Origin of the sequence: Yersinia enterocolitica subsp. enterocolitica, assembly GCF_901472495.1 — a bacterium.
Lineage (GTDB): Bacteria > Pseudomonadota > Gammaproteobacteria > Enterobacterales > Enterobacteriaceae > Yersinia > Yersinia enterocolitica.
The window spans coordinates 2,201,496-2,218,516 of the sequence record NZ_LR590469.1 but is presented as its reverse complement, the minus strand read 5'-3'; the positions used below and the strand labels follow the sequence as shown (position 1 = coordinate 2,218,516).

Here is a 17,021-nt window from a genome sequence, read left to right as displayed (position 1 = left end):
CAAGATAGGTGGGACAGAGTTGGGGATAAAAGAAAGGCCTGCAAGCAGGCCCGAGTACACACTGATACATTGCTCCCCGGTGTTGGATGTATGAGGTTTGTACAACGCAACTATAAGTGTCATAACTGATAGCGTCCAATGGGTTAGGCAGATCAATAACGCCATATTGATCGGTAGAAACGATCGTGATGCTGTTTATTCAATATGCTTCACATTTAGGCAACCAGTCGGCCTCGCAGTCTTCACTTAATATCAGATTGGTTTGCATCCCTTGGTTCGTCTTACGCTTCAACAAGGCTATTTCATATTCGCTCAAGGTTTGTGGCACAGCGCGCCCGAATGCGGTCAGGCTCATTGGCCGTTGATGGCCGCGCGCCTCCATAAATGACAGGTAAGCGTGATACAGGTATTTACGCGGGTTGGCCGGAATAATATTAGCATTCCCCATATACAGACCATTGGGCGTATTAACCGCCAGCAGATAACCACAAAAATCAACCAGCGGGTCAGCACCGCGTTTAATTTCCAGCGCTTCATCCGAGTTCTGCTGTGCTTCAAGTAGCGCACGGGCATCATTAGGAGCATTAAAACGCTGCATCAGGTGACGCACAATCACCGCCAGTTCACCGGTAATTTTTGCCAGTAATAGCGGGTCGCGCTCATTGGCCGGAATGACTTCCGGGAACGGCAGGATAACCCGGCGACGGGATACGCCGCCGCTGCGGTCACTGAACTGCATCGGGTTATTATTGACGGCCAGAATCACCGCCGGGATATGAGTGGAATAGGCATCACGGTATTTCGGGTCTATGGCGACAGCATCACCGCCAGTGATGGCTTTAATGCCCGCACCGTCACCGCTCCAGCGCTCTTGGTCTGGCAGGATAATCAGAGAGAAGCCCACCACAGAAGCACGTTCCCGCGATGACTCCAGCGTATCGATAGTAGCTGAGGTGGTATTGTCTTTACCGGCCAGCAAGCTGGCAATGGAGGCCATCACGCTTTTGCCACTGCCGCCCGGTCCGGTCACCTCAAGGAACAGTTGCCAGTCATAGCGGTTCGCCAACACCATATAAAGCGCCGCGAGAATACGCGCCTGTTTTTCGTGTTGTTGCCCGGCGGCCCGTGTTAACCAGCGCCAAAAGTGCGGGGCATGGTCGGACAGATTTTCCCCGGCTTTGGGCGGGGTGTAATCGACACTGTTTACCGTGCGTAGCCAGTGCGTTTTCTGGTGTGCGCTGAACTGGCCGGTAGTGGTATCAAATACCCCGTTACGAAAACCTATCAAGTGCCGGGCGGGTGTTCCCATTTGTGGCACCATCAGCTTAAGTGTATCGAGTACGCTGTTTATCCCTGATGCTGAGAACGGGGCGCGGATTTTATGGAACAAGGCGGCAATTTCCCGGCTGAGTAACCGATACGGCAGCACCTGCCACGCCCCGTTCTCATATCGGCACAGGTCTTCACCCACCTGTGGCACGGCCAACAAGTGTTGATAGTGCTCTGCCAGCAACTCGGCCTTTTCACTGGCGCTCATGGCTTTCAGGTCGGCGTCACTGAGCGTATCAAACGGGCTGGGCTGTTGCGGCTGATTAAATGCCTGTAACTGGGTCAGGGTAGCCAGTTTGCCTTGCTGCTGATAAACGTCGTTCCAGTCACCCACAACCGGCGGCAACGCCAGCTTACCGCCGCTCAATTGGGCGGCCTCGGTTGCGCGGGTCTGGCCGGTGCCGTTCTCGTCATTATCGGCGGCCAGCAATAGCAGTGCATCCGGGTAGTGAGTACGCAACTGTTGCGCCAGCGCGGACAGATTGTTAGCACTGAGCGCAACACAAACACTTTCCCCGGTCAGGTGATGCACTGTTAGCCCGGTAGCATAGCCCTCGGTCAGCCAGATAACGGCGTTGTCCCGCCCGGGCAAGAAATGACAGGCCGCTTTCACCTGCCCCCCGGCCAGTGTGCGCTTGTCACCGTTGGCGTTAATCAACTGGATGTTGACTACCTCACCGGTGTTGTCGGTCAGGGGGAATAACAGGTCGCCGGGTTGATAGGTAATACCGCCCACATGCAACGATTGACCGTGTAATGTCAGCGCCTCCAGCTCCGGCCAGCCTTTGGCGGTCAGATAGGCATTCCCGGCCAGTGATTGGGCGACAGTCAGCAACTGTCTGGCCTGTTCTGCGGCCCGCTGCCGTGCCTGCGCTTTCTCCTGCGCGTCCTGTCCGGCATCATGTACCGGTAATGTCGGGTGTGACGGCTCCCCTAACACCTCGGCTACTTTGCAGGCGGCTTCCTTGGGTGTGACCGCCAGCGCCTTTTCAACCAAATTCAGGCCATCACCGCCGCCGCACTGGTTACAAAACCATGTGCCACGCCCTTGCAGGTTATCAAAGCGAAAACGGTCTTTACCGCCACACATTGGGCAGGGCTGCGCCCGACCGCCAGCGGTGATGTGAATACCGAGCGCCGGGAGCAATACCGGCCACTGGCCGGTGGCTGCACGTGAGGTGTGTGAAACGCTTAATGTTGTCATTCTCTGTTTCTCCTCAGTGCAGGGTGGTTTGACTGGTTGTAGTTATCTGCGCTTGGCACAGCTCATCCATCATTTTTTGCCCCAGTACCGTCAGGCGCGGCGGAGCCAGCAGAATATCCGGCTGAACCATGTCACTGAGCATGGTGCAGGCCATATCCATACCGGCCTCTGGCCCGTGCTGGCGCACATAATAGCCCTCAATATCCATCGCAATCGCCATTTGCAATTCATCTAGCGAGTAACCAAGGCGTACTCCGTGAGACACGCAGGTATCAAGATAGGCATGGGCTAACGCACGGCGATAAACAGCGGTACGGACTTCAACGGGCAAACAGGATTGATTTAGGGTATTCATGCGATAGGTGCCTCCATGCGGGATAAGATTTGTGATTCGCAGGTGTTCATTACCTGTCCGAGTTGGTCAGTCAGTAGCGCCACCATTGAGGCGAACGATTCAGGCGACGGTGGGGTAATGCCGTGCAACAGGCTGCTTTGCGTTTCCAGCATATCGAGGAACGTCACACCGACATTGTGTGCATGTTGGAGGCGTAAGAAATCAGCATGAGGGATGCTGTACTGCGTATCACAGTCATAACGGGCGGCAAGGGTATTCATGCGACTTCCCCCAGTGGCAGACGGCCAGCAAACGACAGGATGTAGTCACGGGTTAAACGCAGGCGGGCATTCTTCTCACTGCTGGCGGTGGTACGCAACATGCAGGGACGCGCCGTTAATTCAGTACGACGAACAGCAGCAAACAGGTAGATAAATTGCGGGTGTAACGGGGTGAGGGATGTAGCCATAGTGGCAGCCTCCAATAAGTATTGGTTATTGCTACCACCGAAGTTCCTACGCTTATGGGTGGTAGCCCAGACGGGGGTAGGAATACCGGCCTTATTGGAAACCGGCCAGCCCGAAGGCTGCCCCGCCTGGGCCACCATTGCTTGATAACGACAGCGGTATAGAAACCACTGCGTAAAAAACTGGTAGGCCGAGGCCACGACATAAAAAAACACGCATGGCGCGTGTTGAGTCGCCAATAAGTAACACGGGTTCCTACGCCCGGCTGCCGATTTTGCGACAGCACGGCGACTATAACGCAAGGCCTGCAAAAAATGCAAGCCAGAGAAAAGCCCTTTTTGCGGGATGAATGTCATCGGTTTAACAATCAGTCTGAATATCAGGCTTGGGCTGAGTAGGAGCACGGGAGTAGAAATTGGCCTGTGCTGGCGTACTCGGCGTATTGCCCGACATCACTTGCACCACGCCGTTTAGCTGGCTGCGGTACTTGGGTAAAGCAAGGCCGGGTTGTTGCTGTGCAATCTGGAACGCTTCAGCGATGTACTGCACGTCGCCCTCATTCAGAGTGAAGAATTGCTCGCCGATTTTTAGGGTGATCATGCTGATACCCCCTGACGGTTAGCAATACGCTCTGCCATCCAACCCTCAATCTCAGAGGCCAGCCATGCGACGTTCTTACCGCCGAGGGAAATCTGTGCGGGGAAGTGGTCACGGCTAATCAGTTCATAAATGGTCGAGCGGGATAAGGCGGTGGTATTAATCACTTCCGGCAGACGCATAAAGCGGTCACGCGGGTAGTGTATTGCCATTGGGGGGGGGTGTATTGGATAAAGTCTGTTGTGTCATTGCAAGCATGTAAAGCTACCTTGTTGTTGTCCGGCCATATACCGCCGGGTTTGCTGGGATTCAGTTGGGTAGCCCCCTATTGTGAGAATATTTTTACCTGATGCAACAAGCCGTTGTTGTGTGGTTCAGCAAACTCACCAAACCGAACTCATCCTAGAAACTCGCCGCATTTGCCTTCTTTTGCCTTTATTTGCCTTTGTTTGCCTCTATGACTATTTCGCTTATTTTTCACTCTCATTTCATTGGAGTAGTTGGAATATAAAATTAATTTTAATGCAAAAACAGTATAAGTGATTGGTTAATTATCACTCTGTCTGAATGGTTTTTTAGCTAGCCAGAGAAAAAGCTCTTTTTAACCCAGTGAACAGTAGTGAACACTTGGTGAATAGTTTCAAGTGAACTGTTCACTCTTTTATTTATTGATTATTAATACTTTTTTCTTAAAGTGAAGAGTAGTGAACAGTTTTTATAAAACTATTATTTTTATGGCCTTATTTAAGCTGATGTAGAGCGTGTGTTGTATGGGAAATGGCACAACGGGCATTAATTGAGGCGTTGTGTGAGAGCTTGCAAAATGACTCCACATTGACTGAGACGGAGTTATAACTAGATGAGCCAAACAACCCCACACCCAGTAACACCCGCCCTTGAAAATTTTAAAGCGGCGAAAGCGCAACACCTGAAGAATGAAGAAACCTACGAAGAAATTATTGCGTCCATTGCCCGCAGCCAGCAAAAGCAGCGCGACGCCGAAAACCAGAGCCAACAGGCTGACGGCAGTTGGCGCAAATTGTTTCGCAGTCTGCGCGGTGAAATGACGGATGAGCTGCAAACCGAACATATCCGCCGGATTTCACAGCGAGAGCTGGCACAAGAATTTGGACATCTGATTGAAGAGCTGGAGTTGGATAAAGATTACACGTCACTGCAATTATGTGCTTCTGCAAAACCCTATAAAGACACACATAAAGTAGCGTTGATGGAATATGCGAGGCTGGAAATGTCTGCTGCGATGAAAACTCTGTCACCCGAACTCATCCGGGCAGCGAAAATCATGGTAAGTGCGAACGAACTCTACACTGACTCATCACCGGCGAAGGCACTGGGTACACTGACAGCGACTCTTCTTTCATTAGCGGGGCTTTATTCGTTTGATATGGAGAAAGAATCGATATTAGCCGAACTCACACTACAACAACCACAACCGGGTTATGTTGACTCTGCTCTGAACAATAGTCCGATAAAATGTGCGCGGTTATTTGAAGCAATAAAGGTAAAACGGGAAAAACTAAACCCAGCCGGGGAGCAATAATTATGATGCGTTGTCCTGTGTGTAAACATGCGTCTCATACGCGTGCCAGCCGCTATTTATCTGAGCAGACAAAAGAAGCCTATTATCAGTGCCAGAATATAGAATGTTCTTGTACCTTTAAATCGATTGAGAGTGTGGATAAAATAATTACCCGCCCACCGGTTAAAGAGCCAGAAATAATACCTGATGTTATTCTACCAGAACGAAAAGTATTAAATCGCTACGGTTCTAACGCACGAATTCATTAATAATCTCACCCCGCCTGTAACCTCTCAATGCGGGGACTTTTCTCCGACTCTCACCACTTCGCCCTTGCCGTTTAAGGGCTTTTTCTCTGGCTAGCCTGCCAAAAAGAGCACTGCATGCATATAGTGCATGATTTTGCATGCAACACCCCGGCATCAAAACACCTGAAACACCGCACCACAAGGGCTTGTAGGCTCTCTATGTCATGCATGAAAAGTGCATGATAAAGTCAGAGCGCGTAGGTGGGGGACCATTGCGCGCATAGGCAGTACAAGCAATTTCGATATGATTCCCATCGAGTCATTAAATGTAATTAACTGAAAATAATGTTTATCTGTAATCTCTTTTAATTAACTCTGGGACTGAAGTTGAGTAACAGAACTCTCTGTTAATGTTGGCTATTAATGCAATTATTTGGTCCTCAACTTCGTAAAAATCATTTCTTGGTAATCTGGGCTGCACTATTCCGAATTCAATTAATGTTGAAACAATATTTATCTGATGTGATACATAAGAAAAGGAACCTTTATTTGCTTTGGTACATGCGGCATTTGAATTTGATATTATATTATTTAATTTAAGAACTAGTGCACAGTATTCATCAGAAACTGATGTTGATCCGGAACGGGACTTGTTAAATATAATATTATACCACTTGAAGATATCAAAGGATGCAGGAGATAATCTATCTCTTTTATTTATTTCATAAGATAGGTATTCTTGAAATATTTTGAAGTGAGATATGTGATTCCCTAGAGCAGAGACACTGACACTATTTATATAGCCCATTAGAGCAACAATTATCCCACCAATACTAGCAACTATACCTAATAGAATGAACATTGCCTGTAGAATTAAAATTGACTGAGAGTATCCAGTTGCTGCATTTTTTATGCATGTATTATTAAAACAAAAGTCTTTTTCAAAGTAACCTTCTTGTGTGCCAGTTAAAATAGCGGAAATGCCAAAGGTTACTATGCCAGTAATAGTGATTGCATATAAAAATAAAAGTAAAATTCTTAAAGGTATGGATTGTATTTTACTAAGTAATAGGTATTTTTTTAAAAATAGAAAAATATTCATTTTAATATTTCTCGTTATTATTGAATGTAAGTTGGTGGTACAACCTTAACTCTACTTCGAAACGCAGATGCTTCTCTGGTAAAAGTACGTTGCAATATATTTAAGCGCTCATGAATTCTATAATATCTTTTCCAATACCAATAGGTATCATGCTTTCCATTTTTATAATCATTTTCAAGCCTTAATAAAGATACTGATACTCTATCAATATCTTTTTTCGACGGTAAAGGGGCTAATTTAACTAATCGATTGAATAAACTCTCATGTTGTGAATGGTTTACTCTTTTCAATTTGTTAACCCTCCCCATGCATCTATTGAAGTCTTTTCTATAAGCATGAGTTGTTCGATAGTTTGTTTCAGAAGAAAGGCTTTCAATGTTTCTAACAGATGCTCTAATGCGCCTGGCCTCATCTGAGGGTAATCTAGGTTCAGAAAACGATACTCTTAAACCATGAACCGTTAAGGGGCTGGTCGAAGTATAATAACATTGAGTTTTTTTTAAGTTCACAGGTAAATCCTTCTCATGCAACATATTTATAATAATGTCTTTTGCATATGAGAAGTCATAGTTAGAAACTGTTGATGAAACAGTAATATCATCAACAAGACGAGTGTACCTTAAATTTTTTCTAGTTAGTCTATCAACAATTTTACCTTCAATATCATACAAACATAAACATGATAAATAGCTTGAGGTTAAAGCACCTTGTACTAAATGTCCTTCAAAACAGCAGATATTAGTCAGGGCCCGGGATACGTCTTCATTAAAAAAGAAAAAGTTATTAAAAATATCTTCTATATGTATATCCTGTACGTTATCAAAAAAATTCTGTATGTCGACTTTTAGTAAGCTTTTTGATTGGCAGTGAACTCGGGCGCAAGCTATATAATCTTTCTGCTCAATATTTTCATCCAAAAACTGATTTGGGATAGACCCAAATAGGTATGAAGCCCACAAAATTGGCGGGTTCTTCCTTTCTCTTCCTTTAACTGTGTATAAATTGAATATTCTTCTGTTAATTCGGCGTTGTATTTTTCGCAGGAAGGACTTTGGATTATATATTTTTCTTAAGCTACCATCACTCTTTTCAATTTCAGAAGGTGTATATCGCTCACTATCCGGAGTTGATAAGGCTACGTTCAACTCATATTGAGAAATATCTAGTGCTTCACATAAACTTTGAATTGAATTGATTGCAGATACAGTGTTTTTTTGTGTGTGTCTAATTTTTAAAGACATAATAATCTCTTATAACAATATAAGCTCGATCACCTCGATAGAGAGGACTGGGGAGTATGTTGCTTTTATCGGCTATTACTGACAACTGCCATGATCCCCATGATCGAGCTTACCGTCCATCTCTACTCTGCGTAGCCGAGAGAGGGGCGTGCGTGTGGCCTCTCCCGAATGGCTTAGTTTAAAACTAAGCGCCTTGCGGCTTTAGTCAGTGAAAGATTGGTATTCTCAGCCGATTGATGCAAAAAAGCGGTTCGCTAATGCATAGCTATACTTGCACTGATTTCATATATTGTCAAAAAATAAAAAATACACTTTGTATTATATGCATATTAATTATTGTTTCTTTTACACGAAGCCCCCCACCATGACATCAATTCTTTACGTTGCTCGAAGTATGTTGAGCGATTATAAGCTTTCCTAACTTCATTCTTATCACTATGTGCAAGTGCTGCCTCGATCACGTCCGCATTAAAACCGGCCTCATTCATTGCCGTGCTGGCGATTGATCGTAATCCATGAGCTACAAGCTTTCCCCCATAACCAATACGCTTTAAAGCTGCATTGGCAGTCTGACTGTTCATTGGATTACTTGGATTATTGCGGCTAGGGAAAACGTACTGACGATTACTACTAATTGGACGCATGATTTCAAGCAGCTCTAAGGCCTGTTCTGATAGAGGGACTATATGATCTCGTTTTGCCTTCATACGCTCAGCAGGTATACACCACTGCTTATTCTCAATATCGATCTCTGCCCATGCTGTTGCTGATGCCTCGGAGGGACGTATCAGCGTCAATAATTTCCATTCAAGTAAGCAGCGGGTTGGTATCGACAGATTGCTCATAGCTATAGTACGCATTAGCTTGGGTAATTCTTCTGGCCTTATGGTTGGCATATGCTGCTTTTTAGGGCGTTCAAAAGCGTTACCTATACCTGATGCAGGATTAGCATCAATCAAGCCTACATTTACCGCATAAATCATTATCTCGTTTATACGTTGTACCAATCGCCTGACCGTCTCTAATGCCCCACGTGCTTTGATTGGCTCTAATACTTGAATAAGAGTTCGTGCTTTAAGTTCTTGGATGGGAATATTTTCGATGCTGGGTAAGATGTCTTTTTCAATAGAACGCCAAATATCTTTCGCATGGGCTGCGCTAACATGGCTTTCTTTCAACTCGAACCATTTGCGGGCGACATTCACAAAAATGCTTTCCTCCGCTATCTGGAGCTTTTCAGCCTCTTCACCAGCCCTCGTTTGAGGGTCTGTCCCTCTGACTAACATCGCTAGTTTCTCTGCGCGTATCTCTCTGGCATCTGCGAGGGATAGTGCTGGGTAAGCGCCGAGGCTGATCATAGTGCGTTTGCTACTATTAGGAAGCTGATAGCGGAAACGCCAAATTTTCTTGCCAGTGGTTTTGACTAACAAAAATAAACCATCACCATCATGGAGGGTAAGGTCTTTATCTATGGCTTTCGCTTTTTGTACTTCGGTGTGAGTGAGGGGGCGTGTAGTCCGCGCCATGCAAGGTTCTTCCCTGTAATTGGTATACGTTTATTGGTATACATCTTACCGTATACCAATTCGTATACCAATAGACACCGGTTTCAGGCGGATATCCTCGGACTATTACAGACACAAAAAAGCCCGCAAACCTAGGTGGTATGCGGGCTTTCCGTACTTCTCCGGACTTATCTGGTAATACCCGGATCATTATTTGGTGGGCTGGGGTCCCTGTAACTAAGCGTATAATAAATTGATTTTTATAATTATTTTGTTTTTATATTTAATTGAGGGTTCAATGAAGGGACCAAAGAAATAACATGAGCAAAGTTGTGTCGTTTTTCAGAGTTAAAATCATCAAGAGTGCTGATGCCGAGGAGTTGAACTCACGACAAGTATCAAAATCTATTAGGATCAGAGATAGCATGTTTAACGCTCAGTGGTAAATCTTACACCTACTCAAACATTTTTTAGCCTGAAGCAAGATGAATAACAGATGAGAGTTCAGAATTTAAACTCAAAGAAATTAACTGCATGATAAATAACAAAATATTAAATAACTTCAAATAGAGTAAAAAAATAGCACTTTTTGCAAAAATGCTTCAAAGCCCACGGCAACTGGCTTTCGTTACTCCCATCTCTAATCTGTCTAAAAATCCCTCACATCTTGATCAATTCGTGCTTTTTGAGAGTTGATCGTCATAAGCGATCTGAAGATACTACCTCCATCAAAACAACAATGGAGAAATGTATGACAGAAAGAAAAAGATTTATCCGTTTACCTGAAGTATTGAAAAGAACGGGTCTTTGCAAAGCTTGGATCTATAAACTTATTAGTCAAGATCGTTTCCCTGAACCTATAAAGCTTGGTGAGCGTGCAATAGCATTTGTCGAGAGTGAAATAGATGAATGGATTGATCAGATGATTGATTTATCCCGAAATAAATCGGCCTGATATTTAAATATCGTAAAATAAAAATATCGTTATAAAAATACAGATAAAAACTGTATGGAATTCTTTTAACTAAAATAAGGTGATAAATATGAAGATTAAAACTTTTGAAAATACAGCAACAGAGTTTTTTTATGTGTTATCAATGAAGATTTATGTAGAGGCGGTCAGTGATACAGAAGAAAGTTATAGTGTTTTTTGTGATCGAGCAATGAATATTCCATTTATGGATGCATTCTTTTCAGAAATAATAAGTCTAATAGAGAAAAACTTTAATCACTATGTCAAACGTTATGGCGCAGATGAAAAACTAGCAGATGTTGATTTCAAAGCAGTGAAAAGAGCACTGTTTGAAACTCACACAGAGGCATTAGAAATAAACGAGTGCTAATTTTCAATAAGAACATTAGTCATATATTAACGCATGTCGTAAGTTAATAAAAATACCAGCAATGCTTATTTAGCCCCGAAAGGGGTTGATAGAACTACGCCATCAATTTGAACTAAATATAATGAGGTGTTAAATGAAAAATAGATTAACTGTCAAAGATTTTAAAAATAAAGATTCATTTTTCTTCTATGCAGCATCCTTAATAGCATGTCAGGAAAGTATTGATGAAATCAGCAGCTATTATAATGGTAATAGAACTGATTCATTAAACAACGCTGTTTTATTGAAACTTCTGATAAACAATATCGTTATGTATATATTCAATAACTTTGAAAATATGGTTGAGACCTATGGATATAACGAAAACCTTGATGAGGTAGATTTAGACCAAGTCATAGAGACGCTCTGTGTTATCCTGAAAGAAAAAATAAGTGAAGGGTTAGTCTAACCATTATGATTGATATCTGGCCTCTAACGAGGCCGGTATAGATAATCTGCGGTTTTTCTTAGTATTGTATTATACATTACTTTAGCTTTTTTTCTTCCTTGACTCTAATCTCTTCAATAAACTTGGCTCTATCACCATTAAAAAGAACTGCAGGGTTAATGTAATAGATATATTTTGATTTACTTTGTGCGATGATCTTTTTATCAATAAGTTCTTTGATGCCCCTATAGTAAACAGGGTTAGATAAATTAAAGTCACATTGAGCTGCAATGTCTTTTGCTTTTTCAAAGTTCATATAGACTTCATCCTTACCAATGACGTCAGACATCACGAACATAAAAATATAAAAAAGCTTGTTGCCGGTAAGGGTTAGATCAAATAACACCCGGACTCGTGATATGAATATTTTTACGAACTTGGCTTTATCCACTTCTTGTATCGAGTGGATGACTTTTTCATATTTATCACCTTCGGGTGTTTGAAACTTCTCTCCACGCGCCACAGTTCTTTTTCGGCCTCTGGTTTCTATTTCAATATCATCTTCGAAAATAAATGGATTTTGGTTAAATGTTTTCCCAGCCATAAATACTCCTTTTTATTATTATGTTTTAATCTATATAATATTTTTAACAGAAATGTCAAATATAGTTTGAAGTTTTATCTTCATTTCTTATAGGAGTAATGAAGTAAATACCATCAATAATGAAGTAATCACCATCAATCACGAAGAAAAATCTACAATCGTGAAGAAAGATCTACAATAACGAAGAAAGTAGACTTCTAACTTATTGTTACTAAATGAGTTATTCCCCCTTAAGAAGTATAAGAAATATAAGAGATAAGAGGATTTGGCGTTCGCCCTAGATTTTTATAACAGATGACGGGCTTTTCTTTTTATTTATCGAGTGCCGAATAAAATGGCACCCAATGACGTTCTGTTAATTTGTTTTTCCGTGTTATTGCATTAGCGGCTACGCCGCGATTTTTTATGGATAAATCCATCATTATCGGAGGCAAGCTCCTCACAGCAGAGTGATTGTTAATGACAATCACAAAGCGCTGCTATCAATTGATATTTTTCCGATATATGGGATTAAGAGTAATCTTTTATTGATAATGATACTATTTCTTCACTGTTGTTTCATTTACCTTCATATTTAGCATTGAAATAGATGCAAACTACTTCACCGAGTGAAGAAAACAATTTTTATATCATCGTTGGGGTGTAGCAGTACGACAGCACCATGAGCATTAGCTCATAAGATAAAGATGTTTTCAAAAAAGATCTCAATAAGTTTTTACTAAAACGAAGAGAACAATGATATCAGGAAGTTTTTTTATAAAACTTGGTGTTAAATTTAAAGATAAAAATATCAATGAATATAAATCATTCAATGCATTTGGTTTGCAGTGCTTTTGTAAAATTTTATTTTGATGAAATATATTAAATGCTTAGATAAAACTCAGATTTGAGGAGAAAATAATTGAAACATCTCTTGGCTTAATAAGGCCAGTCTAATGCTGGCCTTTCTTGTTATTAAGTCACTATATAAATCATGATCTTTAAGTTGTTAAGACTTTCCCTGATATTGTATGAATAACTACATATTGTCAGATGACTTTTTCATCTGTTTTACTCAAATAGCCATTAAATCGCTCTCTGAGTTTCAGCTCACTCTACTCATCCACTCTCAATATAGCAAGAAAATGATCGATTAAAACGATCTATAAATCAATATCGATAGTTTTTAACGATTGATAAGCTCTAATCGATCGGGTTTTTAATTGATACTGACGATCGATAACACGCTTATGATAGGTAAAATCTATCATAAGTTTGATTTTGATCGTTACAAACGATATGACGAAAAACAAAAATAATTTAATCCTATCAATTGGTTAAAAAGTTGGTTTGTTCCTTCGTATCAATCGATGCCTCGTATAGAGCCATCTTATTGGTGCCGGAACGGCCTTTATCCTCTCAAACTGACTTCTTTCGAGGGTGTGTATGAGTAAAAGCATTGCGCTATCGGTGGCACTGACGGTTATAGCTTTATCAGGGTGCCAGCAACTTAATGAAGGCGTGAATAAGGTCAATGGGGCGATTAATACCTCGTTATCCTCATTGAACGGAACAGTAGATAACGCATTAGGTCTTTCCACAGCAAAACAAGATACCGGCCCGGCATCCTCAGTTGCTGGCCTTGGTCCTGTCTGTAAGGACTATGAAGAAAATGCAATGGCAGCAGAAAAGAACTGGACGGGTAAACGGATCTCAATTGCTAATGCCACTATTCTTGAAGTCACTAAAGGCAGGAGTGCCAGCGATATGATGACAGGTATGGAAAAAGCAGCTCATGCAAACTACTACCTTCTGTTTAAAACCTCTGATACCAACTACTGCGGCGGTATGGTCTGGATCAATTATTACTCCGGCCTTGATGATGCTGTTCTGACTTACAAGAAGGGTCAGAAGGTTAGCATTACCGGGACTATTAATAATTTCGAAGTTCGTGGTTTCACTACGGTAAACAATGCTGATATGCCGGTTCGTTTGGTTGTATTGAGCAGCGGTACTATCAGTCATTAATAAAGGGTTAACAAATGGAAAACAATACAATTAAATGTCCATACTGCTTCAAAGAAAGCCAGAGTGGTGTTCACGTTTGCACAGGATGCCAAGCGTCAGTATTATATGGAACCTTTCCACAATGGTATGCTGCAGTGGCTATCTTACTGTCCTTCGGCCTGTCTATACTGATCGGAATGTCTACAGGCATGGCGGGCGCTACTATCAGTCTGCCAATAATTTTTATTGTGGCTTTTTTAGCTGGTAAAGCTATTTTCTCGGGTAATGTTGTGTTCAGGCGAAGGATGTAATATTAATCACCAAATGCATAAACCACATCATTACGAAAGATGTGGTTTATAACATGCTATCTTGATGGGCAGATCATTATAATGCTTGCACTCATAGTATTAGTTATTTTTATCAACGCTCAATGTTTTTTTTGTCAAGGAAAATAGCACGATTCATCCCTGTGCGCTCAAATATTGCAAGGTTAAGTAAAAATGCTTCAGACTGAACAGTATCGCAAGGAAGAAACGATGAAACAGGGTCCCCTGAAATCGTTAACATAAAACAAAGATTATTAAGGAGGTTTATCAATCTAAGATAATTTCCTTTCGTATAGTATTCTGTCATGAAACCATGAAGTATACTGTGTCGGTTTAAATTACTTATCCCAGTATCGTTCTGTGTATTTTGATAAAGATGTTTTTCTATATAATTTCTACCATTTAATGCAATCTGATATCTCTCTTCAAACTCGGAAAAAAATTCTTTTGAACTAATATAAATAGGTTTCCAGTCATAATCACGATAGACATAATCATTAATGTAGAACTTTAGCCATGCATCATAAATACTAAGTAAAAATTGAGTGCCAACATTTTCAGGTTCGTCTATTCCAAGCCTAATACCTAACGCGCGAATAGTGCTTTCAATACAAGGTAGGAGAGTGGTTATTGCTGAGCGATATAATCCGAGACAATATGTCTCTGTTGTTTCTCTTATCTGTACTAAACATTTTTCGAGAACGGGAAATTTTGTGTAGTGTTCTATAACTAAGAGTGAAAGCACTTCTGGAGGGAACATTGATGTGAGAGAACGTTCACCTGCCAGTATTTTCATCTCCCGAGTTGGGGCTTTATTTATTTGAGCACAGTGGTGTGAAATAATACCGAATGATACATAATTGGGAAGGATTATCTCAGCCTCATTTAATGTTTCACCCATAGCTTTTATAAGCGTATTTTTTGACCTGTACACGTCATACTGTGGGATAAATGCCTTATATTCTTTATAGCAAACACTGAAGCCATGTAGGTTAGTTATAGAGTTTTTAATAGTTGCTGACTGAACAGAAAATTCACCAATACCAAATTGTTCATTCAATATGGAATTCAGTATTTCGATGTCATCACATTTCTTATTCTTTCTTTTAAATGTGCGATATATTTTTCTAAATATATTATCGATGTCATCTTGCATTATAAGTTAATTTCCTTATGAAAATAATTTAAAATCTAACACTATTGGTCATGATAAACTAGATGAAAGTGCTAAATATAGACTTTCCCCTGTATCTGGCTGGGTTTGTTTTATTAAAACTTCCACTATTAGCATAACGTATAGTAAGTTAGAACAGATTTTGACATTAAATAAAAGGCAACATGAAACGTGAACAATAGCACATTATTTCATACTCGGTGGTCTCAGCTTAGGTCCTGATAGCTTTCCATCAATGGGAATCTTAGGCACATAGTCTAGATCACTTTCATGCCGCGTCGGCGGTTTTGGCCTGCTGGGGAAACGTCTGATATCTTCTTTGGTAGGTCGATAGTCATCACTGTTAAACCTAGCTCGTTTCTCAAACTCAGTACGGGGAACATAGATACCCTGCACCTCATCAAAAACATAGTTTTCAGCAATACGCTTATCGTGTTCAACGTCAGGGGGAACAGGTTTCTTCTTGGCCCAGACAAATTTCTCCTTGAAGAAATCCACGACCAGCAGGGTGAAAAGCTTGAAGATACCATTCTGACGAGGTTCAACTTGTTTCTTCTTAGACTTAACAGGAGCGCGTTTACCTGCTCTGGTTTTTGCTGAAGATGGGGTTTTAAATTTAGTGCGTGTATGAGGTGCGGGAGCAACCAGAACAGGCTGTTGGTCTTCTGATGATGACTGCGAACCCGTTTCAGGCAATACGATCTCAACAGGCTCAGGCAACTCGGACACGGTGAAGCTTCTGAGGTCAACAATGATCTGTTGGTCCAGATCTTTAAAGGTTCGGTAGGTAACCTGAGCTTCCTGTTTCATCTCATCACGAACAGCCTGTTCAGCAGCACGGTTTTCCTGAACACTCTTGCTGTTCCACTTAGCACGGTGAATACGCTGAATCGGGGGACGACTGGTTAACGTTGCTTTGGCAAGCCATAACGCCTTGTCTTCAACATTCAATGTAATAGCGGCATTTTCCAAGGCTTCATTGTGTTGAGCATCAATAGAACGGTGATCAATACGTTCTTCAGTGCCAGCGGTTTCAAGATAACCATTGGTTAGGGTAGACCACGCTTCACGCCATAGGATTACGTTTTTCTTCTCATTCCAGCTTCTATCCTTTTTGCCAAAGCCTTCAGCCGTAATTGACTTTAACGTCAACATCACATGTGCATGGGGATTATTACTGTCCAGATCGTGGAAAGCGATATCGGCAATCATTCCCTTATCGGCAAAATTATTTTGGCAGTATTCCAACACCAGTTTTATTTTGTCCTCGTTGTTTAGCTCACAGGGAATAGCAACATCAAAATAACGGGCTGTCTGACCATCTTTCTGGCGTTCAACTCTTTCGACTTCATTCCATAAGGTTGTTGAGCTTTCAATAATATGAGCCGGTGCGGAAACTGGCGCTAATATCTGATGATGGGATAAATCAGAACGGTGGCTGAAATCATATGTATTACCAGTGCGATCATCTGTTATCTTGCAACGCGCATGGTAAGCAGCCTTCCTACAGGAAGACATACCTTCTGAGCGTTTCACAATTTTAAACTCTAGATGAAATATTGCCATATAATAAATAACCTTGAATATAATA

The 17,021-nt window shown here is 41.8% G+C and carries 19 protein-coding genes; 7 read left to right on the top strand and 12 right to left on the bottom strand.

Annotated features, from left to right (window positions below; translation table 11 throughout):
* Positions 1-199: 199 nt before the first annotated feature.
* From FGL26_RS10500 to FGL26_RS10475, 6 genes are read right to left on the bottom strand one after another with little or no spacing between them, the layout of a single operon-like run.
* On the bottom strand, positions 200-2,533 hold the full coding sequence (locus tag FGL26_RS10500; RefSeq protein WP_032912806.1) for a primase-helicase zinc-binding domain-containing protein: 2,334 nt from the start codon (positions 2,531-2,533) through the stop codon (positions 200-202).
* Between the two features lie 13 nt (positions 2,534-2,546).
* A complete protein-coding gene (locus tag FGL26_RS10495) occupies positions 2,547-2,888 on the bottom strand; it encodes a DUF5375 family protein (protein WP_005172896.1) in 342 nt (113 codons plus the stop codon).
* A complete protein-coding gene (locus FGL26_RS10490) occupies positions 2,885-3,148 on the bottom strand; it encodes a hypothetical protein (RefSeq protein ID WP_005172893.1) in 264 nt (87 codons plus the stop codon). The genes FGL26_RS10495 and FGL26_RS10490 overlap by 4 nt, the downstream gene beginning before the upstream one ends.
* The gene (locus tag FGL26_RS10485) at positions 3,145-3,690 is read right to left on the bottom strand and encodes a host cell division inhibitor Icd-like protein (RefSeq protein WP_005172890.1); all 546 of its coding nucleotides are present in this window, start codon (positions 3,688-3,690) and stop codon (positions 3,145-3,147) included. The genes FGL26_RS10490 and FGL26_RS10485 overlap by 4 nt, the downstream gene beginning before the upstream one ends.
* 4 nt (positions 3,691-3,694) lie before the next feature.
* Complete coding sequence (locus FGL26_RS10480; protein ID WP_005172887.1) at positions 3,695-3,934, bottom strand: hypothetical protein; 240 nt, start codon at positions 3,932-3,934, stop codon at positions 3,695-3,697.
* Entirely contained in the window at positions 3,931-4,143 is a 213-nt protein-coding gene (locus FGL26_RS10475; protein WP_049607928.1) for a helix-turn-helix transcriptional regulator, read from the bottom strand. Before FGL26_RS10475 ends, FGL26_RS10480 begins: the two co-directional genes overlap by 4 nt.
* 647 nt (positions 4,144-4,790) lie before the next feature.
* Here FGL26_RS10475 and FGL26_RS10470 point away from each other — a divergent pair.
* Positions 4,791-5,492, top strand: a complete 702-nt coding sequence (locus FGL26_RS10470; protein ID WP_005172881.1) for a hypothetical protein — start codon at positions 4,791-4,793, stop codon at positions 5,490-5,492.
* Positions 5,493-5,494: 2 nt separating this feature from the next.
* Positions 5,495-5,740: an ogr/Delta-like zinc finger family protein gene (locus FGL26_RS10465; protein ID WP_005172879.1), complete on the top strand. Its 246-nt coding sequence runs from the start codon at positions 5,495-5,497 to the stop codon at positions 5,738-5,740.
* Positions 5,741-6,068: 328 nt separating this feature from the next.
* On the opposite strand, the gene FGL26_RS10460 is transcribed toward FGL26_RS10465, so the two are convergent.
* From FGL26_RS10460 to FGL26_RS10450, 3 genes are all read right to left on the bottom strand, one after another.
* Positions 6,069-6,821, bottom strand: a complete 753-nt coding sequence (locus tag FGL26_RS10460) for a retron Ec48 family effector membrane protein (RefSeq protein WP_005172876.1) — start codon at positions 6,819-6,821, stop codon at positions 6,069-6,071.
* A gap of 17 nt (positions 6,822-6,838) precedes the next feature.
* Positions 6,839-8,062, bottom strand: coding sequence for a reverse transcriptase family protein (locus FGL26_RS10455; protein WP_005172873.1), 1,224 nt, complete (start codon positions 8,060-8,062; stop codon positions 6,839-6,841).
* Positions 8,063-8,391: 329 nt separating this feature from the next.
* Positions 8,392-9,588, bottom strand: a complete 1,197-nt coding sequence (locus FGL26_RS10450; protein ID WP_005172869.1) for an integrase domain-containing protein — start codon at positions 9,586-9,588, stop codon at positions 8,392-8,394.
* Positions 9,589-10,318: 730 nt separating this feature from the next.
* On the opposite strand from FGL26_RS10450, the gene FGL26_RS10445 reads away from it, so the two are divergent.
* The 3 genes from FGL26_RS10445 (at position 10,319) to FGL26_RS10435 (ending at position 11,358) form a co-directional block, all read left to right on the top strand.
* The gene (locus FGL26_RS10445) at positions 10,319-10,522 is read left to right on the top strand and encodes a helix-turn-helix transcriptional regulator (RefSeq protein WP_005172867.1); all 204 of its coding nucleotides are present in this window, start codon (positions 10,319-10,321) and stop codon (positions 10,520-10,522) included.
* A gap of 88 nt (positions 10,523-10,610) precedes the next feature.
* Positions 10,611-10,910 carry a hypothetical protein gene (locus FGL26_RS10440; protein WP_005172864.1) on the top strand — a complete coding sequence of 100 codons (300 nt, stop codon included), beginning with the start codon at positions 10,611-10,613 and terminating at the stop codon, positions 10,908-10,910.
* 133 nt (positions 10,911-11,043) lie between these two features.
* Complete coding sequence (locus FGL26_RS10435; protein WP_005172861.1) at positions 11,044-11,358, top strand: hypothetical protein; 315 nt, start codon at positions 11,044-11,046, stop codon at positions 11,356-11,358.
* A gap of 76 nt (positions 11,359-11,434) precedes the next feature.
* Here FGL26_RS10435 and FGL26_RS10430 read toward each other — a convergent pair whose 3' ends face one another.
* Positions 11,435-11,941, bottom strand: a complete 507-nt coding sequence (locus tag FGL26_RS10430) for a replication/maintenance protein RepL (RefSeq protein ID WP_042570044.1) — start codon at positions 11,939-11,941, stop codon at positions 11,435-11,437.
* Between the two features lie 1,425 nt (positions 11,942-13,366).
* On the opposite strand from FGL26_RS10430, the gene FGL26_RS10425 reads away from it, so the two are divergent.
* Both FGL26_RS10425 and FGL26_RS10420 read left to right on the top strand, forming a co-directional pair.
* A complete protein-coding gene (locus FGL26_RS10425) occupies positions 13,367-13,948 on the top strand; it encodes a hypothetical protein (RefSeq protein ID WP_005172832.1) in 582 nt (193 codons plus the stop codon).
* A 14-nt stretch (positions 13,949-13,962) separates the two neighbouring features.
* Entirely contained in the window at positions 13,963-14,238 is a 276-nt protein-coding gene (locus tag FGL26_RS10420; protein ID WP_005172829.1) for a hypothetical protein, read from the top strand.
* Positions 14,239-14,350: 112 nt separating this feature from the next.
* Here FGL26_RS10420 and FGL26_RS10415 read toward each other — a convergent pair whose 3' ends face one another.
* Positions 14,351-15,412: a hypothetical protein gene (locus FGL26_RS10415; RefSeq protein WP_005172823.1), complete on the bottom strand. Its 1,062-nt coding sequence runs from the start codon at positions 15,410-15,412 to the stop codon at positions 14,351-14,353.
* 204 nt (positions 15,413-15,616) lie between these two features.
* On the bottom strand, positions 15,617-16,996 hold the full coding sequence (gene mobQ, locus FGL26_RS10410) for a MobQ family relaxase (RefSeq protein ID WP_032902967.1): 1,380 nt from the start codon (positions 16,994-16,996) through the stop codon (positions 15,617-15,619).
* Between the last annotated feature and the right edge of the window lie 25 nt (positions 16,997-17,021).

Coding starts and splice junctions, on each gene's coding strand:
- FGL26_RS10470 (WP_005172881.1), top strand. CDS start 4,791: ATGAGCCAAACAACCCCACACCCAGTAACACCCGCCCTTGAAAATTTT.
- FGL26_RS10455 (WP_005172873.1), bottom strand. CDS start 8,062: ATGTCTTTAAAAATTAGACACACACAAAAAAACACTGTATCTGCAATC.
- FGL26_RS10415 (WP_005172823.1), bottom strand. CDS start 15,412: ATGCAAGATGACATCGATAATATATTTAGAAAAATATATCGCACATTT.
- FGL26_RS10485 (WP_005172890.1), bottom strand. CDS start 3,690: ATGACATTCATCCCGCAAAAAGGGCTTTTCTCTGGCTTGCATTTTTTG.
- FGL26_RS10500 (WP_032912806.1), bottom strand. CDS start 2,533: ATGACAACATTAAGCGTTTCACACACCTCACGTGCAGCCACCGGCCAG.
- FGL26_RS10420 (WP_005172829.1), top strand. CDS start 13,963: ATGGAAAACAATACAATTAAATGTCCATACTGCTTCAAAGAAAGCCAG.
- FGL26_RS10460 (WP_005172876.1), bottom strand. CDS start 6,821: ATGAATATTTTTCTATTTTTAAAAAAATACCTATTACTTAGTAAAATA.
- FGL26_RS10435 (WP_005172861.1), top strand. CDS start 11,044: ATGAAAAATAGATTAACTGTCAAAGATTTTAAAAATAAAGATTCATTT.
- FGL26_RS10440 (WP_005172864.1), top strand. CDS start 10,611: ATGAAGATTAAAACTTTTGAAAATACAGCAACAGAGTTTTTTTATGTG.
- FGL26_RS10445 (WP_005172867.1), top strand. CDS start 10,319: ATGACAGAAAGAAAAAGATTTATCCGTTTACCTGAAGTATTGAAAAGA.
- mobQ (WP_032902967.1), bottom strand. CDS start 16,996: ATGGCAATATTTCATCTAGAGTTTAAAATTGTGAAACGCTCAGAAGGT.
- FGL26_RS10465 (WP_005172879.1), top strand. CDS start 5,495: ATGATGCGTTGTCCTGTGTGTAAACATGCGTCTCATACGCGTGCCAGC.
- FGL26_RS10490 (WP_005172893.1), bottom strand. CDS start 3,148: ATGAATACCCTTGCCGCCCGTTATGACTGTGATACGCAGTACAGCATC.
- FGL26_RS10430 (WP_042570044.1), bottom strand. CDS start 11,941: ATGGCTGGGAAAACATTTAACCAAAATCCATTTATTTTCGAAGATGAT.
- FGL26_RS10495 (WP_005172896.1), bottom strand. CDS start 2,888: ATGAATACCCTAAATCAATCCTGTTTGCCCGTTGAAGTCCGTACCGCT.
- FGL26_RS10425 (WP_005172832.1), top strand. CDS start 13,367: ATGAGTAAAAGCATTGCGCTATCGGTGGCACTGACGGTTATAGCTTTA.
- FGL26_RS10475 (WP_049607928.1), bottom strand. CDS start 4,143: ATGGCAATACACTACCCGCGTGACCGCTTTATGCGTCTGCCGGAAGTG.
- FGL26_RS10450 (WP_005172869.1), bottom strand. CDS start 9,588: ATGGCGCGGACTACACGCCCCCTCACTCACACCGAAGTACAAAAAGCG.
- FGL26_RS10480 (WP_005172887.1), bottom strand. CDS start 3,934: ATGATCACCCTAAAAATCGGCGAGCAATTCTTCACTCTGAATGAGGGC.